Here is a 21,644-nt window from a genome sequence, read left to right as displayed (position 1 = left end):
AACTACTTCCTGGCGGATACTTTGGCAGCGGCCAGGAGGTCCGCCGTGCCCTGCGCGTCCGCGGCGTCAACGTCGTGCAGCGAAATCCCCCGGGTTTCCTTGAGGAAGTACACCGCCACCATCGTGACCAGGCACGCGCCCAGCAGGTAGAGCGCCACCGGGACGGAGGACTTGAAGTTGCTGAGCAGCGCCGTGGCGATGATCGGGGCCAGTGAGCCGGCAACGATCGAGGTGACCTGGTACCCGAGTGATACGCCGGAGTAGCGCATCCGGGTGGGGAACATCTCGGCCATGATCGCAGGCTGGCCGGCGTACATCAGTGCGTGGAACAGGAGGCCGATGGTGATGGCGGCGAGGATGACGAGGTCGTTCTTGGTGTCCATCATCGGGAAGGCGAAGAAGCCCCAGGTGCCGCCGAGGATGGCGCCGGCCATGTACACGGGCTTGCGGCCGAAGGCATCCGAAAGCTTGCCGACCATCGGTACGGCGCAGAAGTGGATGAAGTGCGCCACCAGCAGGAGCAGGAGGATCCTGGACGTGTCGGTCTGGACCACAACCTTCAGGTAGGTGATGGAGAACGTGACCACGAGGTAGTAAAGGATATTTTCAGCGAACCGCAGGCCCATGGCGGTGAAGACACCGCGCGGGTACCGGCGGAAGACTTCGGCCACGCCGTAACCCTTGTTCTCGACGACAACTTCCTTGCGTGCCTCGAGGAAGATGGGGGCATCCTGGACCTTGGTCCGGATATAGTAGCCCACGATCACGATCACCGCGGACAGCCAGAAGGCGACGCGCCAGCCCCAGCCGAGGAAGTCGGCGGAGGACAGCGTGGAGGACAGGGTGAAGAGCACGCCGGTGGCCAGGAGGTTGCCCATGGGCACGGCAGACTGCGGCCAGCTGGACCAGAATCCGCGGGACTTGCTGGGGCTGTGCTCAGCCACGAGCAGCACGGCGCCGCCCCATTCCCCGCCGACGGCGAATCCCTGCACGAACCGCAGGAACACCAGCAGGGCGGGTGCCCAGTAGCCGATCTGCGCGAAGGTGGGGAGGCAGCCCATCGCGAACGTGGAGACGCCCACCAGGATGATGCTCAGCTGGAGCAGCTGCTTGCGGCCGAACTTGTCACCGAAGTGGCCAAAAACGATGCCGCCGATGGGACGGGCGACGAAGCCCACCGCGTAAGTCACGAAGGCGGCAATAATCCCGTCCAGCTCCGTGCCGGAATTGGGGAAGAACATCTTGCCGAAAACCAGTGTTGCCGCCGAGGCGTAGAGGAAGAACTCGTACCACTCAACAACAGTGCCGGCCATCGAGGCCGTCACCACCTTCTTCAGGCCGGAGGCCTTGACGTCAGTCTCATCTGTGCGCCTTGCGGCGGAGTCTTGCGTGCTCATTTGTGAACTCCTTCGGCGTCTCCGTCGACGCCATGTGGACCATTCCGTAGCGGCCGCGTGTGATGTGCACCACCAACGCGCCGGTCCCCTAGAGTATGGACTCACATTGCCGCAGGCTCAACGCCATTTTCTGCAGAACTGCTCTGCAAAAATGCACATTGAGCCGACGGGGCTATGCGAAGAAGTTCTGCCGCAACTGCGTGCTGAGCTGGCCGATCTCGGTCAGGAAGCCGTCATGGCCGATGGGCGCTTCGATGACGTGCACTGGCACATCCCCCGGCAGCGCAGCCGCGAGTTCATAAGACTGTGCCGGAAAATACAGCCGGTCCGTATTCACGGCGGCAATAAAGAACTCGGCCGTGGCCTGGGCCAACGCGTCCTTGAGCGGACCGCGCCCGCGGCCCACGTCGTGGCTCATGAGCGCTTCGGTGATGGCGATGTAGCTGTTGGCATCGAAGCGCCGGACCAGCTTGGTGCCCTGGTGGTCGAGGTAGCTCTCCACCTGGTAGCGGCCGCGGTCCCCCAGCGACACCGCTTCGAGCGGGCTCTCGCTGCTCTGGGCGTTGCGGCCGAACCGGGTCTCCAGCTCGTACGCGGAGCGGTAGGTGATGTGTGCGATCCTGCGTGCCAGGGCCAGGCCGGCTTCCGGCTCCGGGCCGCCGTAGTAGTCGCCGTCGTTGAAGTTGACGTCCTGGCGGATGGCGAGGGTCTGGGCCTGGGCAAAAGCGATCTGCTCGGCGGTGCTGCTCGCTCCAATGGATATCACGGCACAGCGCCGGACGCGGTCCGGGTAGCTCACGGCCCATTCCAGTGCCCGGGCTCCGCCCAGGGAGCCGCCCAACACCGCGTACCAGCTCTCGATCCCCAGCGCATCCGCCAGCCGGGACTCGGCCGCCGTTGTGTCCCGCAGGGTCACCAGGGGGAAGCGCGAACCCCACGGCTTACCGTCCGGGGCCGGGGCGGAAGGACCGGTGGAACCGTAGCAGCCGCCGACGATGTTGATGGAGACCACGAAGTACTTGTCCGTATCAACGGGGGCTCCGGGTCCGGCCAGCTGTTCCCACCAGCCTTCCTCGTCGCTGGCACCCCTGGTGACGTGCGTGGTGCCGGTGAGGGCGTGCTGCACCAGCACGGCGTTGGAACGGTCCGCGTTCAGCGTGCCCCATGTTTCGTACGCAAGCGTTACGTCCGGCAGAAAGCCGCCGGCCTCCAGCTCCAGCCCGCCAACGCTGAGGAACTTGACCGTACCGTCAGGGACGGCGGTGTCCACCGTGCTGGTATCCGTGTTGTTGCCTGTCGTTGTATCCGTGGTGTTGCCTGTGGTTGCATCCACTGCGCGGGTATCTGTTTCGGGTACACCGCTGCGGGTGACGGCAATCGTCATCTGAGGACCTCTTCTTCGCGCTTGCCCGCCGCCAACTGGCCGGCAGGCCAGGTCTTCACCCGGGGCACCCCGCCGCGGAAGGAGGGTTGCCGGCCAGCAAGCCGGGGCTGTCGCTGGCACTCATGACCTTCAAAGAGTCTACGAAATGCGTCGCCGCAATGGCTAAGAATGTGACATCAATATGACTCCCGGCGTCGTGGACGCCGGGAGCCGTACTGGTCAGTCGCCCTTGGCGGCGCGGAAACCGGCGTCGAGGTCGGCGATGATGTCGTCGATGTGCTCCAGCCCCACCGAGAGGCGGACCAGGCCGGGGGTCACACCGGCCACGGCCTGCTGCTCTTCCGTCAACTGGCTGTGCGTGGTCGACGCCGGGTGGATGACCAGGGAGCGCACGTCACCGATGTTTGCCACGTGGGAGTGCAGCTCCAAGGCATCCACGAACCGCTTGCCTGCCTCGGCCCCGCCGGCGATGTTGAAGGACACAATCGCGCCGGTGCCCTTGGGTCCATACTTGCGGCCGCGCTCGTACCAGGGGCTGGACGGCAGGCCCGCATAGGCGACGGATTCGACGTCGTCCCTGGACTCCAGCCACTCGGCGACGGTCACCGCGTTGGCAACGTGCCGCTCCACACGCAGGCTCAGGGTTTCCAGCCCCTGGGCGATGAGGAAGGCGTTGAACGGGGATACCGCCGAACCGAGATCGCGCAGCAGCTGGACGCGGGCCTTGAGGATGTAGGACAGGTTCGCCCCCAGTGCACCGTCCGCCCCGAGGTCGCGGGCGTAGACAAGGCCGTTGTAGGTGGGGTCCGGCGTATTGAAGCCCGGGAACTTCTCCGGGTCCTTTCCGAAGTCGAAGTTGCCGGAGTCCACGATCACGCCGGCGATGGCGCTGCCGTGCCCGCCGAGGTACTTCGTGGCCGAGTGCACCACAATGTCGGCACCCCATTCCAGCGGCCGGATGAGGTACGGAGTGGACAACGTGTTGTCCACGATCAGCGGGACGCCTGCCTCGTGGGCAACGCGGGACACGCCTTCGATGTCCAGGACATCCTGGCGCGGATTGGAGACCACCTCGGCGAAGAAGAGCTTGGTGTTCGGCCGGACGGCATCCTTCCACTGCTGGAGGTTGTCCGGATCCTCGACGAACGTCACGGAGATGCCGAACTTCTTCAGGGTGTGGGCCAGGAGGTTATACGTGCCGCCGTACAGGCTGGGGCTGGCCACCACGTGGTCGCCGGCTTCGGCCACGTTGAGGATGGCGAAGGTTTCGGCAGCCTGGCCCGAGCTGAGCAGGAGCGCTGCCAGGCCACCTTCCAGGCTGGCAACGCGCTGTTCCACCGTGTCCTGGGTGGGGTTGCCGATGCGGGTGTAGATGGGCGCCAGCTCGGCCAGCGCGAAGCGGTTGGCGGCGCTTTCGGCGCTCGGGAACACGAACGACGTCGTCTGGTAGATAGGCAGTGCCCTGGCGCCGGTGGCGCTGTCCGGCTCCTGGCCGGCGTGGATCTGGCGGGTTTCGAATGACCATGCGTTGGACATCGGAGAGCTCCTTCTGAGGAAGGGCACCTCTGCCCTGCAGGACATGCTGGACATTCCCTGGCAGGACTGGTGCCGCGCTTGCCGCCCGGCGGTTGCCGGAGGGCCAGGTCTTCACCCGGGGCACCCCACCGCGGAACGAGGGTTGCCGGCCAGCTAGCCGGGGCTTGATGCTGGCGCTCATGACCTGGCCCCAGTCTAGGAACGGCGGATTGCCTGTGAACAGCTTTGTGACGAAGGACGTCAGCGGCGTGATTTCACGGGCCTCAGGCCGGCCCGCCATGACATCCCATCTTGGTAAGGCCACCCTTAGCTGAGAGCTCCATCACAAAGTGCCAAGATGAGGGCATGCGCATGGATCACGTCTCTTACGCCTGTGAACAAGATGGCTTGGCTGCCACCACCGAACGTATTGCAACCGCCCTCGGCGTCGAAGCCGTGAAGGGCGGGGTACACCCCCGTTTTGGCACCCGCAACATGATTATCCCGCTGGCCGGGCACAAATACCTGGAGGTTGTGGAGGTCCTGGACCACCCGGCCTCCGACAAGGCTCCGTTCGGGCAGGCTGTCCGGGCACGCTCCGCAGCCGGCGGCGGCTGGATGGGCTGGTGCGTCGAAGTGGACGACCTGGCACCGTTCGAAGAACGCCTCGGCCGATCGGCTGTCAACGGCAACCGCAAGTTCCCCGACGGCCGCGAACTCGTCTGGAAGCAGATCGGCATCCTGGGCCTCATTGCAGACCCGCAGGTTCCGTACATGCTCAAGTGGGAAGGCGACCCGGAGCTTCACCCGTCCAACGCCTACCCAAGCAACGTTAAGATGTCCAGCCTCACCATCGCGGGCTCGGCCGAACGCGTCACGGAGTGGCTCGGTCAACCGGTCGAGAAGCCTTTGGAAGATGTGGCCGTCGAATGGATCGCCCCGAAGGGAACACCGGGGATCCTCTCCGTCACCTTCGAAACCGCTTCCGGGGCAGTAACCATCTGACCCGGTTCCACAACGTGGAACCGCAAGGGACCACGCGGCAGCCTGCTGCCCCTTAACGGTGCCACACCATAAACTTCGGCCGCTATCAGCGGGTGCCAACGACGCCACCCACCGATAGCGGCCGAATCCTTTTAATCGAGCCCGAGCCAACCCAGCCCGATCTAACCCAGCCCGATCGCCTTGCCGAACAGGCTGAAGCCGACGAAAGCCACGATGTCCAGCAGCGCATGGGCGATCACCAGCGGCATGACGCGGCGGGTCTTCGTGTACACCCAGGCGAAAACAACACCCATGACGGCGTTGCCGATGAACGGGCCGAAGCCCTGGTAGAGGTGGTAGCTGCCGCGGAGCATGGAGCTTGCGAAGATGGCCAGCGGCATGCTCCACCCGAACTTCCCGAGCCGGTCCAGCAGGTAGCCCACCACGATGACTTCCTCGACGATCCCGTGCCGCACTGCGGAGAGGATCAGCACGGGAATGGTCCACCAGTAGGCGTCCAGCGCGCTGGGGATGATGGCGGTGGTGATGCCCAGCGCCCGGCCGGCCGCGTACAGCCCCAGGGAAGGGATGCCGATCAGCGCTGCCAGGCCCAGCCCCTGCAGCAGGTCCTTCCCCGGGCGGGCGAAGTTGAAGCCGAGTTTGCGGAACGCCGAAGCGCCGGACTCCCCCGCCCGCCGGTGTTCCGTGAGGAAATAGATCACCAGGACCACCGGCACGAGGGCGAACACAATGTCCAGCAACTGGTAGGTCAGGTCGAAGTATTCGCGGCTGCTCTGCGAGCGGTTGAGGGTGGACGTACCCTCCGCCAGGGGCGCACGCGTCAGCTTGTCGAGCAGCTGCACCACCGAATACACGGCGGACTGCCCCAGCGACAGACCCAGGACAATCCAGACTTCGATCCGCAGACGACGGCGGGAGGGAACCAGCATGTTCCTATCTTGCCTGCACTTGCTGGTTCTTTCCTGTCCGCCGCCTCACCGGAGCGGGGCAGCCCTGGGCCTATGCTAGGAATTTATGAGCGCGCCCGACAAAATCATCATGATCCGGCACGGCCAGTCCGCCGCCAATGCCGACACCTCCATCTACAACAGGGTCCCGGATTACCGGATACCGCTCACGGACCTCGGCGTGGCACAGGCACAGGCCGCCGGCGAGCAAATCCGCCGGGAGCTGGACGGGCAGCAGGTGTGTGTCTACGTGTCGCCATACCTCAGGGCATACCAGACCCTGGAAGCGCTCAACCTGGGCCCGCTCACTGAACGGGTCATCGAGGAGCCGCGACTCCGGGAGCAGGACTGGGCGAACTTCCAGATCGCCGGGGACATCGAGGACCAGAAGGAACTCCGCAACGCGTACGGCCATTTCTTCTACCGGTTCCGTGAGGGCGAATCCGGCTCGGATGTCTACGACCGGATCTCCTCCTTCATGGAAACACTCCACCGGCACTGGGCCCGGCCGGACTACGCCCGCAACGCGCTCTTCGTGACGCACGGGCTCACCATGCGGCTCTTCTGCATGCGCTGGTTCCATTGGTCCGTGGAGTACTTCGAGTCACTCAACAACCCGGACAACGCCGAGGTGCGGACCCTGGTGCGCACCCGGATGGGCAAGTTCGAGCTGGACAAGCCCTTCAGCCAGTGGGAGGACCGCCGTGTCGACGAAACGGTGCTGGACGCACCGCCTATGGTCTTCTGATGCACCCTTAGCGGGCGCGGACGCCAGCCCGCCAGACTGCGTGGGTCAGCGGGATGCCCGGCCGGTAGGCCAGGTGGGTGGCAGACGGGGCGTTAAGCAGGTGCAGGTCCGCACGGTGGCCGACGGCGACCGACCCCACCGCCCGTTCGCCGTCGACGTCGTTCCCCACCTCCCGGTGCAGCGCCAGCGCGCCGCCGTACGTGGCGGCCCGGACGGCCTCGTGGACGCTCAGCCGCATCTGCAGCACCGCGGTGGTGACGCAGAACGCCATGGAGCTCGTGTAAGAGGTTCCGGGGTTGCAGTTGGAGGCAAGGGCCACCGGCACGCCGGCGTCGAGCAGTTCGCGGCCGGGAGCCAGCGGCTGGCGGGTGGAGAGGTCGCAGGCCGGCAGGCACGTGGCCACGGTCCCCCTGCCGTCGGCTGCGGACCCGCTGCCCGCACCCTGCCACCCGGACCAGCTGCCCGCCAGGGCATCCACGTCCGCGGCGGACAAGTAATTCACATGGTCCACGCTCGCCGCCCCGAACTCCACGGCCAGCTGCACCCCGGGTCCTTCGCCGAGCTGGTTGCCGTGGACGCGCAGCCCCAGGCCCGCATCCTTGCAGGCCTCCAGCACGCGGCGGGACTGTCCCTCGTTGAACGCCCCCTGCTCGCAGAACACGTCCGCCCAGCTGACGTAGGGCCGCACGGCCGCCAGCATGGGTCCGCACACCAGGTCGGTGTAGTCGTCGGCATCGGCGCCGGCGGGGACCAGGTGGGCGCCGAGGTAGGTCACTTCGTCAGCCACAGTGGAGGCGATGCGCGCGCTGCGGGCCTCGTTCTCCACGTCCAGGCCGTAGCCGGTCTTGGTTTCAAGGTAGGTTGTTCCCTGCGAGACCGCTTCTGCAACGCGTCCCAGGGCCAGCCGGGTGAGGTCGAAGTCGCCCGTCTCCCGGGTGGCGCCCGTGGTCACGGCAATGCCGCCGGCGCTGTAGCTCTCGCCGGCCATCCGCGCCTCGAACTCGGCAGTGCGGTCACCGGCGAAGATCAGGTGCGTGTGCGAATCCACCCAGCCCGGCAGCAGGGCGCGGCCGCCGGCGTCGACGGACTCGTCAGCGGCCGGGGCCGCCGACGACGGTCCGATCCAGGAGATGCGCTCCCCCTCGATCACCACGGCGGCATCCTTGAGGACACGGTGCTCCGCGTCCTGGGTCATCAGCTCGGCAATGTTGGTGATGAGGGTGCTCATAAGTCCATTCTTCAGTGCCGGATGGACCAGCGGGTCGCGGCCAGGGCCGCCGCTGTCCGGGATGCCGGACTAAGCCCACTTTCCTCGTCCCAGGCACGCTGCCCCACGGACGGGCCGGCCAGGATCAGCTCCGCAGCCAGTTCCGCAATGCCGGACGACGTCTGAAAACCGTAACCACCTTGCCCGGCGAGCCAGAAGAATCCGGTGGCTTCGGCGTCGAACCCTACTACCGGGACGCCGTCGGCAGCTTCCGTTCGCAGGCCGGTCCACGCGGACTTGACGTTCCTGATGCCCAGCGTGGTCACCGCGTTGAGCCGCGACACCAGCGCTTCGACGTCACCCGGGTAGGGCTTTGCGTCCTCGGGGCCGCTCGGCACGGATTCAGACGGCGAAATCAGTACGTCGTCGCCTTCCTTCCGGAAGTAGAACGATTCGTCCGCCGCCGCCACCATGGGGCAGGACTCCGGGAGGGGACGTTCGACGTCGACAATCGCCGCCGTGCGGCGGTACGGCTGGAGGCCGAGCTTCTCCACGCCGCTGATCACGGCCAGTTCATCGGCCCAGGCACCGGCGGCATTGACGACTATGCCGGCTTCGAAGGCTTCCTGGCCGGCCCCGAGCTCCCACCCGGATCCCAGCCGCTGGGCGGAATGGACTTTGGCGCCGGTGATGATGTCCACACCGCCTGCCTCGGCCCGCTGCCGGTGGTCTTCCAGCAGCACGGGCGCGTTGCAGGCGAACGAACCGGTGTCCAGGCCGGCCGCAGTGAAGAATCCGGGATCCAGCACGGGGCACAGCGCCAGGGCCTCATCATGGGAGATCCGGTGCATATGGCCGCTGGCTTCTTCCCTGACAGAGTCCTCGTCGCCGATCAGCATGAAGCTGCGCGGCGACAGGACAGGCACCGGCAGCTCCGCGTCCCGCGCCGCGATCAGCCCGAGGGTGCGGAGGGTCAGCTCCTGCACCACTACGGGGCCATAGCTGGGGATCAGTTGCCGGGCTGAACGGGCCGACGTGTGATACGCCAGGGACTGTTCGGCCTCGACGAGCGCCACACTGCATTTACCGGCCAGGGCGGAGGCCAGGGACAGTCCGGCGATGCCGCCGCCCACAATCACCACATCGTAATTTGCTGACATGACTACATCCTTGCACCCGTCAGGACGTCACGTCAGTACCTTAGGCTCCCACCGCGTCGCGGCTGTCCACGAACGCCCTGACGCAGGCTTCCACATCCTCGGTGCTGTGCGCCGCGGAGAGCTGGACCCGGATCCGGGCTGCTCCCTTGGGCACCACGGGGTAGCTGAAGGCGGTGACGAACACTCCGTGCTGGAGCATCCGGCCCGCCACCTTCGCCGCCATCACGGCGTCCCCGAACATCACCGGCACAATCGCGTGTTCGCCGTCGAGGAGCTCAAAACCTTCTTCCGTCATGCGGGTCCGGAACAGCTCGGCGTTGGCGAAGAGCGTGGAGCGCAGCTCGGCGGAGTTCTCCACGAGGTCCAGTGCCTTCAGAGTCGCTGCGACGATGGCCGGAGCGAGGGAGTTGGAGAACAGGTAGGGGCGCGCCTTCTGGCGGAGCATGGCCACCACTTCGGCACGGCCGGAGACGTAACCGCCGGAGGCGCCGCCCAGCGCCTTGCCGAACGTGCCGGTGTAGATGTCCACCCGGTGGCCTACGCCGGCGTGCTCGGGGGTTCCCGCGCCTGTGGAACCCATGAAGCCCACGGCGTGCGAGTCGTCCACCATCACCAGGGCGTCGTACTTTTCGGCCAGGTCGCAGATGGCTTCGAGCGGGGCCAGGTAGCCGTCCATGGAGAACACGCCGTCCGTCACGATGATCTTGCGGCGGGCGGGCTTCTCCTGCGTGGTGGCCTCGACCAGTCTTGCTTCCAGGTCCGCCATGTCGCGGTTGGCGTAGCGGAACCGCTGGGCTTTGCAGAGCCGGATGCCGTCGATGATGGACGCGTGGTTCAGGGCGTCCGAGATGATGGCGTCCTCGGGCCCGAAGAGGGACTCGAACACACCGCCGTTGGCGTCGAAGCAGCTGGAGAAGAGGATGGTGTCCTCGGTGCCCAGGAACTTGGAGACGCGGGCCTCGAGAGCCAGGTGGAGGTCCTGGGTGCCGCAGATGAAGCGCACGCTGGCCATGCCGAAGCCGCGTTCGTCCATGGCGGCCTTGGCGGTGGCGATGACGTCCGGGTGGTCCGCCAGGCCCAGGTAGTTGTTGGCGCAGAAGTTGAGCACGTTGGCCCCGGCTTCGCCGATCTGGCCGGCCGTGATGTGGCTGGCCTGCGGCGAGTCGATGTGGCGTTCGGTCTTGAACAGGCCTGCGGTGCGGATCTCGTCCAGCTCGTTCTGCAGCTGGTCCTTGATGGCTGAATACATGGGGGGGGTTGCTCCTCAGCTGGGTGAATTCTTTGGTTGTAGCGCCGATTGGTGCGGGCTAGAAGACGGTCCAGTCGAGGACCACCTTGCCGCCCACGCCGGCGCGGGCAATCTCGAAGCCCTTCTCCCAGTCCGTGGCGGGCAGGGTGTCCGTGACCACCGCCGAGATGTTGGCGTGCAGCACCGGGTTGGAGGACAGCATGGCGCTCATGGCGTACCAGGTTTCGAACATTTCCCGGCCGTAGATGCCCTTCATGGTCAGCATATGCGTGACCACCTTGCCCCAGTCGATGTCGATGGACTGGCTCGGCAGGCCCAGCATGGCGATCCGGCCGCCGTGGTTCATGTTGTCGATCATCTCCGGCAGGGCGGTGGGGTGGCCGGACATTTCCATGCCGATGTCGAACCCTTCGCGCATGCCCAGTTCGCGCTGGGCATCCTTGACGCGCATCTTCGAGACGTCGATGGCGAGGTCCACGCCCAGCTGGCGGGCCAGCTCCAGGCGCGGAGTGGAGACGTCGGTGATGGCGATTTTGCGGGCTCCGGCATGGCGGGCGACGGCGATGGCCATGAGCCCGATGGGCCCTGCGCCGGTGATCAGCACGTCCTCGCCCACGAGCGGGAAGCTCAGGGCCGTGTGGACGGCGTTGCCGAAGGGATCGAAGATGGCGCCCAGTTCGGGGGTGACGGACGGATCCTGGTGGACCCAGACGTTGGTCTCGGGGATCACGACGTATTCGGCGAAGGCGCCGTCACGCTGGACACCGACGCTCACGGTGTGGATGCACATCTGCCGGCGGCCGGCGCGGCAGTTCCGGCAGATGCCGCAGACAATGTGCCCTTCGCCGGAGACCCGGTTCCCTACCTTGACGTCGCGGACGTCCTCGCCGATTTCCACTACTTCGCCGTAGAACTCGTGGCCGGCGATCAGGGGTGCCTCGATGATGCCCTGGGCCCAGGCATCCCAGGACTGGATATGAAGGTCCGTGCCGCAGATCCCGGTTGTCATCACGCGGATCTTTACGTCGCCGGGGCCGGTTTCCGGCTCGGGGCGGTCCACCAGCTCAAATCCGGCGTGGGCGCCGGCTTTGTACAGAGCCTTCATTGGCTTCCTAACTCTCGGTGTTGCGTCTTGCGGTGCCCGCGGTGTGTCCGGGCTGACTCCCTTCATTAGAACCACAAAGAAGCATTAGCACAACCGAATTCTTCTCAATCGACGATTTAGGATTCTCTAAGCTATAGACTCGGGGGATGGAAATCCATCAGCTGGAAATGCTTCGGGAACTCGGCGCCCTCGGCAGCGTCAAAGCGGTGGCCGAAACGCTGCTGGTCACGCCCTCCGCGGTGTCCCAGCAACTGGCTGCACTCCAGCGCAGCGTGGACGTGCCGCTGACCCGCAAGGAAGGCCGGAACCTGGTCCTGACTGAGGCCGGCCAGGCACTCGCAGACGCCGGTGCCGCCGTCGTCAGCGCGATGGCCGATGCGCGGCTGGCAATCGGGGCGTACCACGGTTCCACGGTGGCGCCGGTGACGGTGAGCGGTTTCCACAGCGCCGGGCAGGCGCTGTTCGCTCCGCTGGCGCGGCTGCTCGACTCACCGGACAAACCAAGGGTGCTGCTCTCCGACGAGGACGTCGCTCAGCAGGACTTCCCTGCGCTGACCGCCCGCTACGACCTCGTCCTTGCGCACCGGATGGACCACAGCCCCCGGTGGCCGGAGGAACGGGTGGCCGTTATCCCGCTCGCGCACGAGCCGCTGGACGTGGCGCTGTCCGCCGGGCACCGGCTGGCGGGCAAGGAAACCTTGACGGCGCACGACGTCGTCGGCGAACCGTGGGTGACCAGCCACACCGGCTACTCCCCCGCGGACGTGCTGTCCGCCGTCGCCGCCGTGTCCAGCCGGGAACTGAACATCGTCCACCGGATCAACGACTACTCCACGGTGGCCGGGCTGGTGGCCACGGGCAGCGTGATCGGGCTGCTGCCGCGGCACACGGCGAAGCCGGTGCTGAACCCGGAGATCGTGCTGCGGCCGCTGCAGGGCATCAGCACCCGGCGCCGGATCGACATCCTCGCCCGGCCGGAAAACCTGAAACGAACCTCGGTGATGATGGTGTGCGAGGCCCTCGAGGACATCATGGCCGGGCTCGTCTCCCCGTAACCCAGCCGGTCCCCTTAACCCCAAACTGGGTCGCAGTAGATGTCGTTATAAGCGCTCAAAACGACATTAACTGCGACCCAGTTGGGTCAAAACGGGTGACTTAGCCTTCGACGCCGAGGCGTTCCAGGATCAGCTCCTTGACACGGCCGGCGTCGGCCTGGCCGCGGGTTGCCTTCATCACGGCACCGACGATCGCGCCGATCGCCTGCAGCTTGCCGCCGCGGATCTTGTCCGCGACGCCGGGCTGCGCGGCGAGGGCCGCGTCGATGGCTTCGAGCAGGGGGCCGTCGTCGGAGACCACGGCCAGGCCGCGCTTCTCCACGATCTCCGCCGGGGTGCCTTCGCCGGCGAGCACTCCGTCGAGCACTTCGGCGGCCATCTTGTTGTTGATCTTGCCGGCTTCCACCATCTTGTTCAGCTCCACGATGGTTTCGGGCTTGACGCCCAGCTGGCCGGGGTCCACGTCGGCGTTCTTGGCGCGGCCCACGATCTCGCCCATCCACCATTTGCGGGCCACGGTTGCCGTGGCACCGGCGGCGATGGTTTCCTCGATCTCGTCCATGACGCCGGCGTTGACGACGTCGCGGAATTCGAGGTCCGAATAGCCCCAGTCGGCCTGCAGGCGTTTGCGGCGCTCGGCCGGCGGCTCCGGCAGGGTGGCGCGCAGTTCCTCCACCCATTCACGGGAAGCCACAATCGGAACCAGGTCCGGCTCCGGGAAGTAGCGGTAGTCGTCGGCGTCGGACTTGGCCCGGCCCGACGTCGTCGAGCGGGTGTCCTCGTGCCAGTGGCGCGTTTCCTGGATGACCGGCTCGCCGGAGTCCAGGACGGCGGCGTGCCGCTGGATCTCGTAACGGACGGCGTGTTCGACGGCGCGCAGTGAGTTCACGTTCTTGGTTTCCGAGCGGATGCCGAAGCGTTCGCGGCCGTGCGGGCGCAGCGAGACGTTGGCGTCGCAGCGGACATTGCCGCGTTCCATCTTCGCGTCCGAGACGCCCAGGTTCTTGACGATCTCGCGGACCGCGGCGACGTAGGCCTTGGCCAGTTCCGGCGCGCGGCTGCCCGCGCCCTGGATCGGCTTGGTGACGATTTCCACGAGCGGAACGCCGGAACGGTTGTAGTCCACCAGGGAGTAGTCCGCGCCCTGGATGCGACCTGCAGAGCCGCCCATGTGGGTCAGCTTTCCGGCGTCCTCTTCCATGTGGGCGCGTTCGATTTCGACGCGGAACACGGTGCCGTCGGAGAGTTCGATGTCCAGGTAGCCGTCGTACGCGATGGGCTCGTCGTACTGGGAGGTCTGGAAATTCTTCGGGGTGTCCGGGTAGAAGTAGTTCTTCCGGGCGAAGCGGCAGGTCTCGGCGATCTTGCAGTTGAGCGCCAGGCCGATCTTGATGGAGGACTCGATCGCGGTCCTGTTCACCACGGGCAGCACGCCCGGCATGCCGAGGTCCACCTCGTTGACGTTCGTGTTGGGCTCGTCGCCGAAGACGTTCGGGGCGGAGGAGAACATCTTCGTCTTGGTGTTGAGCTCCACGTGGACCTCGAAGCCCAGGACGGGATCGTACTTCTCCATGGCCTCTTCGAAGCTCAGGGTTGCGTCAGTGCTCATTATTTTGCCTCCTGGGCGTCGACAAGGGTCTCGACAGGCTCGACCGCCGAGGCAGCCAGCTCCGGCGCACGGTCCAGCAACGGGCCGCCCCACTTCGCCTCGAGCAGCGATTCAAGCACCGCACCCACGCGGTACAGGCGCGCGTCCTGGCGGGCCGGGGCCAGGAGCTGGATGCCGACGGGGAGGCCGTCCTCATCGGCCAGGCCGCCCGGCAGGGACAGACCCGGGACGCCGGCCATGTTGGCCGGAATGGTGGCGACGTCGTTCAGGTACATGGCCAGGGGGTCGTTCAGTTTCTCGCCGAGCTTGAAGGCCGTGGTGGGGGCCGTCGGGGAAATCAGCACGTCGGCCTGGGCGAACGCAGCCTCGAAGTCGCGCTGGATCAGGGTGCGGACCTTCTGGGCCGAGCCGTAGTAGGCGTCGTAGTAGCCGGCGCTGAGCGCGTAGGTGCCCAGGATGATGCGGCGCTTCACTTCGTCGCCGAAGCCTGCGGCGCGGGTGGCGCCCATGACGCGTTCGATGGTGAGCGGCGCATCCTTGGGCAGCACGCGCAGCCCGTACCGGACGCCGTCGAACTTTGCCAGGTTGGAGGAAGCCTCCGAAGGCATGATCAGGTAGTAAGCGCCCAGCGCGTACTTGAAGTTGGGGCAGGACACCTCAACGATTTCCGCGCCGGCCTGCTTGAGCAGTTCGAGCGACTCGTTGAAGCGGTTCTCGACGCCGGCCTGGTAGCCCTCGCCGTGGAGTTCCTTGATGATGCCGATCTTCATGCCGTCCACGTTGCCCGTCCGTGCGGCGGCAACGAGGTCCTCCAGCGGATCCGGCAGGGACGTGGAGTCGTGCGGGTCGTGGCCGCCGATGACCTGGTGCAGGAGGGCCGAATCCAGCACGGTGCGGGAGACCGGGCCGATCTGGTCCAGCGAGGAGGCCATGGCGATGGCGCCGTAGCGGGACACGCTGCCGTAGGTGGGCTTGACGCCCACGGTGCCGGTGACGGCGCCGGGCTGGCGGATGGAGCCGCCGGTATCCGTGCCGAGGGCCAGGGGCGCTTCGAAGGCGGCGACGGCGGCAGCGGAGCCGCCGCCCGAGCCGCCCGGGATCCGGTCCAGGTCCCACGGGTTGCGGGTGGGGCCGTAGGCGGAGTGTTCCGTCGAGGACCCCATGGCGAATTCGTCCAGGTTGGTCTTGCCCAGGATGGGCATCTTGGCGTCGCGGAGGCGCTTGACCACCGTGGCGTCGTACGGGCTGTGCCAGCCTTCGAGGATCTTGGAGCCCGCCGTGGTGGGCTGGCCGATGGTGACGATGAGGTCCTTGACGGCGATGGGCACGCCGGCGAGCTCGTGGAGTTCTTCAGCGGCTGCACCGCCAGCGGCGCGGATGGCATCCACCTCTGCGGCGACGGCGAGCGCCTCCTCGGTGTTGACGTGCAGGAAGGCGTGGACTCCCCGCGGGCCGCCGTCGACCGCTGCGATGCGGTCCAGGTAGGCCTGTGTGACTTCGACGGAGGTGACCTCGCCGGCCGCGAGCTTTTCAGCGAGCGCGGCGGCGGAGAGGCGGATCAGAACGTTGTTCTCAGTCATGTATCAGTCCTCATCCAGGATGGCCGGAACCTTGAAGCGGCCTTCGTATGCGTCAGGGGCGCCGCTCAGGGACTGCTCGGCTGTGAAGGTGTGGCCCACAACGTCCTCGCGGAACACGTTCGTCAGCGGAATCGGGTGGGACGTGGCCGGGACATCATCACCGGCGGCTTCACTTACGGACTTCACTGAATCGACGATGACGGCGAGTTCGCCGGCCATCCGGTCCAGCTCTTCTGCACTCATCTCGATGTGCGCGAGACGCGCGAGATGCGCGACGTCGTCGCGGTTGATCGCAGCCATGGATCTCCCCTGCAATGTAGTTTTGGTTTCCCCCATAGTCTACGTTGCAACAGTGTGCCCGCCTGACGACCCCCAGCGGGCGTCAGACGGGCAGCACCGACCTGCGGCACGGCTCCAAGCAGCATGGCTGCGGGCAGCCGGCAGCCGCAGGCAGCTTTACCCTAGCCGATGCCGATGGCTCCCGTCAGCATTCCGATACCGAGCATTACGAGGGAGACGACGGCGCTGCGCCACAGCACCTTCTTGTGGTGGTCTCCCAGGTCCACTTTGGCCAGGGAAACCAGGAGCAGGATTGCCGGGACCAGCGGGCTCTGCATGTGGAACGGCTGGCCGGTGATGGAGGCACGCGCCATCTCGGCGGCGCTGATGCCGTAGTGCGCTGCCGTCTCGCTCAGCACGGGGAGTACGCCGAAGTAGAAGGCATCGTTGCTCATGAAGAAGGTCATGGGGATGCTCAGGACACCGGTGATGACGGCCATCAGCGGACCCATGTCGGACGGAATGATCTGCACCAGCCACGCGGACATGGCTTCAACCATGCCGGTGCCGGTCAGCACGCCGGTGAGGACTGCCGCGGCCATGACCATGCTGACGACGGCGACGATCGACGGCGCGTGGGCCACGATCTGCGTGGCCTGGTCCTTGACGTGGGGGAAGTTGACCAGCAGGGCGATGGCCGAGCCCACCATGAAGACGTACGGCAGGGGCACGAGGTCCGCGATGAGCATGCCCATGACGGCGATGGTCAGGCCCAGGTTGAACCACTGCAGCTTGGGGCGCAGGGTCTTGCGGTTGGGGTCAAGGGCGGTGTCGGCCATGGCGGTATCACTGTCGTCCACGAGCATCTCGGTGCGTTCCAGGACGGCGACGGAGGAACCTCCGACGGCGGGAGCCGGCGCGGTGCCGGAGCCCTTGCGTCCGCGGCCGGTTCCGGCACCGCCGGTGCCCGTGCCGCCGTCGAACGTGCCGCCGTCGAACTTTTCTGCGGTGAACGGCTCTGCTGTGGACGGCTCTGCTGTGGACGGCGTTCCCCAGATTTCAGGCTGGGTGGCGCGGAGGCGGTTGCGCTCTTGCAGGCCCAGCACCCAGGCGAAGACCAGGACGACGGCGAGGCCGGCGATCAGGGACGGGATCATGGGGACGAAGACGTCGTTGACGTCGATTTTCAGGGCGCTGGCGGCGCGGGCGGTGGGGCCGCCCCACGGCACGATGTTCATGGTGCCGTTGGCCAGGCCGGCCACGCAGGTGAGGACCACGGGGCTCATCTTCAGCCGGAGGTAGATAGGCAGCATGGCCGCGGTGGTGAGGATGAAGGTGGTGGAGCCGTCGCCGTCCAGGGAAACTGCGGCGGCCAGGAGCGCGGTGCCGAGGACCACCTTCGCGGGGTCGTTGCCCAGCTTGCGGAGGATGAACCGCACCAGCGGGTCGAACAGCCCGACGTCGATCATCAGGCCGAAGTAGATGATGGCGAACATCAGCAGCGCGGCGGTGGACGTCATGGACTTCATCGAGTCCAGCACCATGTCCCCGATGCCCAGCCCCGCCCCGGCAAACAGCCCGAAGACGGTGGGGACGATTATCAGCGCCAGCACCGGCGTCAACTTCTTCGTCATGATCAGCACCATGAATACCGCGATCATGGCGAATCCAAGTAATACCAGCACGGCCGGCTCCTTTGTCAGTCAATGGCACCACTCCGGTGTGATGCGCACTACAGACGTTAGAGTGGCCCGCGTCACGGCAGTGCCTTTGGCTCAATTGATTGGCATACTGCTTATTGGGAGCATTTTGCTCATTTAGCTCAGCACCCCGCTCCGTCACAAAAACCCGTCAGGAGGGCAATGAAGCGTCCGGCACCGAGGCAGCCCCTGCGGTTTTCCACCCAGACCCTGCTGCTCCAGCTCGGGGTGGTTCTGCTCGTTGTGCTGCTCAGCGGCGCCGTGCATGCATGGCTGACGTACGAGCGGCTGGGCCGTGAAGCCGAAAACCAGGCGCTCACCCTGGCCCGCACCGTCGCCTCGGATCCCGCGGTCCGCCGCGAGGTCCAGGCCATCAGCCGCGAGGCGGGCACTCCCCCGGCATCGGTGCTGCTGGCCGGCCCCCTGATGGCGGTCGCCGAAGGCGCCCGGACCCGCACCGGAGCCCTGTTTGTGGTGATTACGGATGAAACCGGCCTGCGGCTCGCGCACCCGGACGCCGAACGGCTCGGTGAAAAAGTCAGCACGGATCCCTCCGAAGCCCTCTCGGGCAAGGAGGTCACCACCCGGAACACCGGAACGCTGGGTCCCTCCGCGGGGGCCAAGGTGCCGGTTTTCGCCCCGGACTCGGACACCGTGGTGGGCGAGGTCAGCGTGGGGTATTCCACCGAGAACGTGGTCCAGAGCCTGGCCCGCGACATTACGCCCATCGCGCTGACGGCCGCCGGCTCGCTGCTGGCCGGAATCCTGGCCTCGTTCCTGCTGCGCCGCCGCCTGCAGCGGCTGACGCTGGGCTTGGAGCCGGAGGAGATCAGCACGCTGGTCCACGACCAGGTGGCGGTCCTCCAGGGCGTTGACGACGGCGTGATCGGCGTCTCCGCCGACGGCAGGATCAGCGTCTTCAACGCCGCCGCGCAGAGGCTCCTGGAGCAGCCGGACCTTGCCGGCACGCCGTGGAAGCAGGCTCCGGTGCCGGAGCAGCTGAAGGCCCTGACCCTGCCCGACGCGGCCGAGGCCGACGCCGTCGAAGTCATCGCCGGTGCCCGCGTCCTGGTGGCCAGTGCCCGCAAGGCGCTGCACCGGCAGGAAGACCTGGGCTGGGTGGTGATGCTCCGCGACCGTACCGAGCTCCAGCACCTGACGCGCCAGCTGGATGCCGTGGGGACCATGTCCGCCGCGCTGCGGGCGCAGCGCCACGAATTCGCCAACCAGCTGCACACCATCGCCGGGTTCATGAGCATCGGGCAGCACCAGCAGGCCCGCGACTACCTGGCGCGCCTGGCCGCCACCGGCCCGCTGAAGTTCCCGGTGGACCAGGCCGAACTGCTCCAGGACCCGTACCTGCAGGCGTTCGTCGGTGCCAAAGGCGTCGAGGCGGACGAACGCGGCGTGACGCTGCGGATCGGCCCCGAAACCCTGGTGCGTGGCCAGGTCACCGAGCCGCAGGACGTCACCACAGTGTTGGGGAACCTGATTGACAACGCCGTGAACGCCGCCGTCGCCGGCTCCGCGGCGGAGCGCTGGGTCGAAGTGGAACTGCTGGACGAACCGGGGCCCGACGGCGGCACGCTGCACATCGTCGTCGCGGACTCCGGCGACGGCCTGGCCACCGGCCTGCCTGGCGAAACCGGGGCGGTCGCGGCGGACACAGTGTTCGCCGAGGGATATACGACGTCGGCGCGGCCGGCGCGTGCCGGCGGCGGGCAGGGGTTGGGGCTGGCCCTGGCCCGGCAGCTCGCGCGCCGGCGCGGCGGGGACGTCAGGGTTTTGGAGCCCGGCTCCCCCGGCGGCCCGGGGGCTGTTTTTATGGCGACGCTGCCGCGGACCACCGCCGACTCGTCCGGGGCGAGTTCATCCGGTGCGCGTTCGCCCCGGGCGGGTTCATCCGGTGCGGGGACCGAAAACACAATTGGAGAGGACAACCATGCCTGACGACCTCAGGGTGCTGATTGTGGATGACGATTTCCACGTCGCCAAGCTGCACGCGGCTTATGTGGATTCGGTGGCGGGTTTTATGGCACTCCCGCCCGCGGGTTCGGCGTCATTGGCGCTGCAGGCCATCCACAGCCTGCGCCCCGACCTGGTGCTGCTGGATGTGTACCTGCCGGATGCGTCCGGCCTTGACCTGCTCGGGCAGCTGGACGTGGACACAATGATCCTTAGTGCGGCGTCGGACGCGGCGTCTTTGCGGGTGGCCTTCCGCCGTGGCGCCCTGGGCTACCTGCTGAAGCCGTTCACGGCCGAGTCCCTGTCGCAGCAGCTCCGCTCCTATGCCCGGTACCGGCGGATCCTGTCCCAGCCGGGTGCGCTGGACCAGGACACGGTGGAACGCGCCAAACGCTCGCTGATCCCGGGCGACGTCACCCCGTCCGCCAAGCCGCGCTCCGCCACGGAGGCGGCAGTGCTCGAATCGCTGGAACCCGGGGAGCAGTACTCGGCAGCCGAAGTGGCAGGACGCGTCGGGGTATCCCGGGCCACCGCCCAGCGGTACCTGTCCTCACTGGCGGACGACGGCGCCGTCGACATCCAGCTGCGCTACGGAACCACCGGCCGCCCGGAACACCGCTACGGCCTTCCGGCGAAATAGTCCCCACAGCCAGCGCGAACGGACACTTGAGGCCCGGGCCTCAAGTGTCCGTTCGCGCTTCTGGGAACCTGCTAGCTGGCGCTCTTCTGGGCCACGAGTTCGATCTCGACGAGCATTTTCGGGTCGAGGAACGGCAGCACGTGGACCAGGGACAGCGTCGGGCGGATCTCGCCGAACACTTCACCGTGCGCGCGGCCGGCGTCTTCCCACTTGCTGATGTCCGTCAGGTAGAGCTTGGACTGCACGACGTCCTCGTAGGCGAACCCGGCTTCTGCCAGGACGGCACCAAGCTTTTCGAGGATGAACTTTGTCTGGGTGTAGAAGTCCTCGCCCACGATTCCGTTGTCCCCGCTCGCCGCAGTGGCGGAAATGTACAGGGTGTTGTCCACCTGCACGGCCCGGGAATAGCCGAGGGTCTGCTCCCACGAGGAGCCGGAGCCGAATGTCTTGCGCATGGGTGTGCCTTTCGATGGTGCCTGGATTCGGCACCACTTTAGGGCGGCTACACGTCGAGCCGGTAAACCAGCAGCTTTATGTCGGTATCCGACACGAACCAGTCGCGCTCGGGAACGCGCTGGAAGCCTGTCTTGCGGTACAGCCCGTGGGCGCTTTCCCAGGTGCGGCCGGTGGTCAGGGCCACGGCCTTGACTCCGTCCAGCGACTTCGCATGCGCAATGATCGCCTCGACCATGGCCTTGCCGGCGCCGCTGCGCTGCACCGACGGATCCACTACCAGCATGCGGAATTCGAGTTCGTCGGGCAGTGCGATGTCCGCAAACGGTTCACCGGCGACGGCGAGGGTCACCGAACCGACGATGTGCCCCGCCCGCTCGGCTACCCAGATGGTGGCCTGCCGTGCCCGTGTGGCGACATCCTGGATCTGCTGCATGTACGGGTGGTCGGCACTCGCGAAGTAGCCCGCGGCGAGGTAGGCGTCCCGCGTAATGCGGGCCACGGCGTCGAAATCTGCCGGGATGGCGGGGCGAATGAGGATCTGCGAATGCACTTATCCATGGTAGTCGCCGGCACCACTCCGTGCGCCCGAAAAGGCCGTTTCCGTGACTGAACTATCACTATGCGCGGAACCGCTCCGGGCGTG

At 66.7% G+C, this 21,644-nt stretch carries 19 protein-coding genes and 2 riboswitches; of the genes, 5 read left to right on the top strand and 14 right to left on the bottom strand.

The annotated features are described in order from the left end of the window. Positions 1–2: 2 nt before the first annotated feature. From ACSQ1X_RS06835 to ACSQ1X_RS06825, 3 genes are all read right to left on the bottom strand, one after another. Complete coding sequence (locus ACSQ1X_RS06835; protein ID WP_436057144.1) at positions 3–1,397, bottom strand: MFS transporter; 1,395 nt, start codon at positions 1,395–1,397, stop codon at positions 3–5. Positions 1,398–1,569: 172 nt separating this feature from the next. Continuing rightward, the gene (gene metX, locus ACSQ1X_RS06830; protein ID WP_436057143.1) at positions 1,570–2,781 is read right to left on the bottom strand and encodes a homoserine O-acetyltransferase MetX; all 1,212 of its coding nucleotides are present in this window, start codon (positions 2,779–2,781) and stop codon (positions 1,570–1,572) included. Positions 2,782–2,793: 12 nt separating this feature from the next. Beyond that, a riboswitch (SAM riboswitch) is annotated at positions 2,794–2,909 on the bottom strand. Between the two features lie 91 nt (positions 2,910–3,000). Then, complete coding sequence (locus ACSQ1X_RS06825) at positions 3,001–4,317, bottom strand: bifunctional o-acetylhomoserine/o-acetylserine sulfhydrylase (RefSeq protein WP_436057142.1); 1,317 nt, start codon at positions 4,315–4,317, stop codon at positions 3,001–3,003. A 69-nt stretch (positions 4,318–4,386) separates the two neighbouring features. Continuing rightward, a riboswitch (SAM riboswitch) is annotated at positions 4,387–4,502 on the bottom strand. Positions 4,503–4,662: 160 nt separating this feature from the next. Between ACSQ1X_RS06825 and ACSQ1X_RS06820 the strand changes: the two genes are divergently transcribed. Further along, complete coding sequence (locus tag ACSQ1X_RS06820; RefSeq protein WP_055798664.1) at positions 4,663–5,301, top strand: VOC family protein; 639 nt, start codon at positions 4,663–4,665, stop codon at positions 5,299–5,301. Between the two features lie 161 nt (positions 5,302–5,462). Here the strand turns inward: ACSQ1X_RS06820 and ACSQ1X_RS06815 are convergent, their stop codons facing one another. Then, complete coding sequence (locus tag ACSQ1X_RS06815) at positions 5,463–6,230, bottom strand: CPBP family intramembrane glutamic endopeptidase (RefSeq protein WP_055798667.1); 768 nt, start codon at positions 6,228–6,230, stop codon at positions 5,463–5,465. A gap of 85 nt (positions 6,231–6,315) precedes the next feature. Between ACSQ1X_RS06815 and ACSQ1X_RS06810 the strand changes: the two genes are divergently transcribed. Further along, the gene (locus ACSQ1X_RS06810) at positions 6,316–6,996 is read left to right on the top strand and encodes a histidine phosphatase family protein (protein WP_436057141.1); all 681 of its coding nucleotides are present in this window, start codon (positions 6,316–6,318) and stop codon (positions 6,994–6,996) included. Between the two features lie 7 nt (positions 6,997–7,003). On the opposite strand, the gene ACSQ1X_RS06805 is transcribed toward ACSQ1X_RS06810, so the two are convergent. The 4 genes from ACSQ1X_RS06805 to tdh are packed head-to-tail and all read right to left on the bottom strand — an operon-like array spanning position 7,004 to position 11,717. Continuing rightward, on the bottom strand, positions 7,004–8,224 hold the full coding sequence (locus tag ACSQ1X_RS06805; RefSeq protein ID WP_436057140.1) for an amidohydrolase family protein: 1,221 nt from the start codon (positions 8,222–8,224) through the stop codon (positions 7,004–7,006). An 11-nt stretch (positions 8,225–8,235) separates the two neighbouring features. Then, positions 8,236–9,363 carry an NAD(P)/FAD-dependent oxidoreductase gene (locus ACSQ1X_RS06800; RefSeq protein WP_436057139.1) on the bottom strand — a complete coding sequence of 376 codons (1,128 nt, stop codon included), beginning with the start codon at positions 9,361–9,363 and terminating at the stop codon, positions 8,236–8,238. Positions 9,364–9,403: 40 nt separating this feature from the next. Next, on the bottom strand, positions 9,404–10,612 hold the full coding sequence (locus ACSQ1X_RS06795; RefSeq protein ID WP_436057138.1) for a glycine C-acetyltransferase: 1,209 nt from the start codon (positions 10,610–10,612) through the stop codon (positions 9,404–9,406). Between the two features lie 58 nt (positions 10,613–10,670). Further along, a complete protein-coding gene (gene tdh / locus ACSQ1X_RS06790) occupies positions 10,671–11,717 on the bottom strand; it encodes an L-threonine 3-dehydrogenase (protein ID WP_436057137.1) in 1,047 nt (348 codons plus the stop codon). A 146-nt stretch (positions 11,718–11,863) separates the two neighbouring features. On the opposite strand from tdh, the gene ACSQ1X_RS06785 reads away from it, so the two are divergent. Next, on the top strand, positions 11,864–12,772 hold the full coding sequence (locus tag ACSQ1X_RS06785; RefSeq protein ID WP_055798683.1) for a LysR family transcriptional regulator: 909 nt from the start codon (positions 11,864–11,866) through the stop codon (positions 12,770–12,772). A 100-nt stretch (positions 12,773–12,872) separates the two neighbouring features. Here the strand turns inward: ACSQ1X_RS06785 and gatB are convergent, their stop codons facing one another. The 4 genes from gatB to ACSQ1X_RS06765 all read right to left on the bottom strand — a co-directional run bounded on the left by gatB (position 12,873) and on the right by ACSQ1X_RS06765 (position 17,925). Beyond that, complete coding sequence (gene gatB / locus ACSQ1X_RS06780; protein ID WP_055798686.1) at positions 12,873–14,381, bottom strand: Asp-tRNA(Asn)/Glu-tRNA(Gln) amidotransferase subunit GatB; 1,509 nt, start codon at positions 14,379–14,381, stop codon at positions 12,873–12,875. Beyond that, a complete protein-coding gene (gatA, locus tag ACSQ1X_RS06775) occupies positions 14,381–15,961 on the bottom strand; it encodes an Asp-tRNA(Asn)/Glu-tRNA(Gln) amidotransferase subunit GatA (protein WP_055798689.1) in 1,581 nt (526 codons plus the stop codon). The genes gatB and gatA overlap by 1 nt, the downstream gene beginning before the upstream one ends. Before the next feature lie 3 nt (positions 15,962–15,964). Further along, complete coding sequence (gene gatC / locus ACSQ1X_RS06770; protein WP_028272567.1) at positions 15,965–16,261, bottom strand: Asp-tRNA(Asn)/Glu-tRNA(Gln) amidotransferase subunit GatC; 297 nt, start codon at positions 16,259–16,261, stop codon at positions 15,965–15,967. A gap of 161 nt (positions 16,262–16,422) precedes the next feature. Further along, entirely contained in the window at positions 16,423–17,925 is a 1,503-nt protein-coding gene (locus ACSQ1X_RS06765) for a CitMHS family transporter (protein WP_436057136.1), read from the bottom strand. 177 nt (positions 17,926–18,102) lie between these two features. On the opposite strand from ACSQ1X_RS06765, the gene ACSQ1X_RS06760 reads away from it, so the two are divergent. Continuing rightward, complete coding sequence (locus ACSQ1X_RS06760) at positions 18,103–19,890, top strand: ATP-binding protein (protein ID WP_436057135.1); 1,788 nt, start codon at positions 18,103–18,105, stop codon at positions 19,888–19,890. Further along, complete coding sequence (locus ACSQ1X_RS06755; protein WP_055798696.1) at positions 19,883–20,545, top strand: response regulator; 663 nt, start codon at positions 19,883–19,885, stop codon at positions 20,543–20,545. Before ACSQ1X_RS06760 ends, ACSQ1X_RS06755 begins: the two co-directional genes overlap by 8 nt. A 71-nt stretch (positions 20,546–20,616) precedes the next feature. Here the strand turns inward: ACSQ1X_RS06755 and ACSQ1X_RS06750 are convergent, their stop codons facing one another. Continuing rightward, positions 20,617–21,000 carry a RidA family protein gene (locus tag ACSQ1X_RS06750; RefSeq protein ID WP_436057134.1) on the bottom strand — a complete coding sequence of 128 codons (384 nt, stop codon included), beginning with the start codon at positions 20,998–21,000 and terminating at the stop codon, positions 20,617–20,619. Positions 21,001–21,047: 47 nt separating this feature from the next. After that, positions 21,048–21,551, bottom strand: coding sequence for a GNAT family N-acetyltransferase (locus tag ACSQ1X_RS06745; RefSeq protein WP_055798703.1), 504 nt, complete (start codon positions 21,549–21,551; stop codon positions 21,048–21,050). Positions 21,552–21,644: the final 93 nt, after the last annotated feature.

The sequence above is a fragment of the Arthrobacter sp. LjRoot78 genome, from assembly GCF_964254335.1.
Taxonomy (GTDB): domain Bacteria; phylum Actinomycetota; class Actinomycetes; order Actinomycetales; family Micrococcaceae; genus Arthrobacter.
The sequence above is the reverse complement of the archived record's forward strand: the minus strand, read 5'-3'. Positions and strand labels throughout refer to the sequence as shown.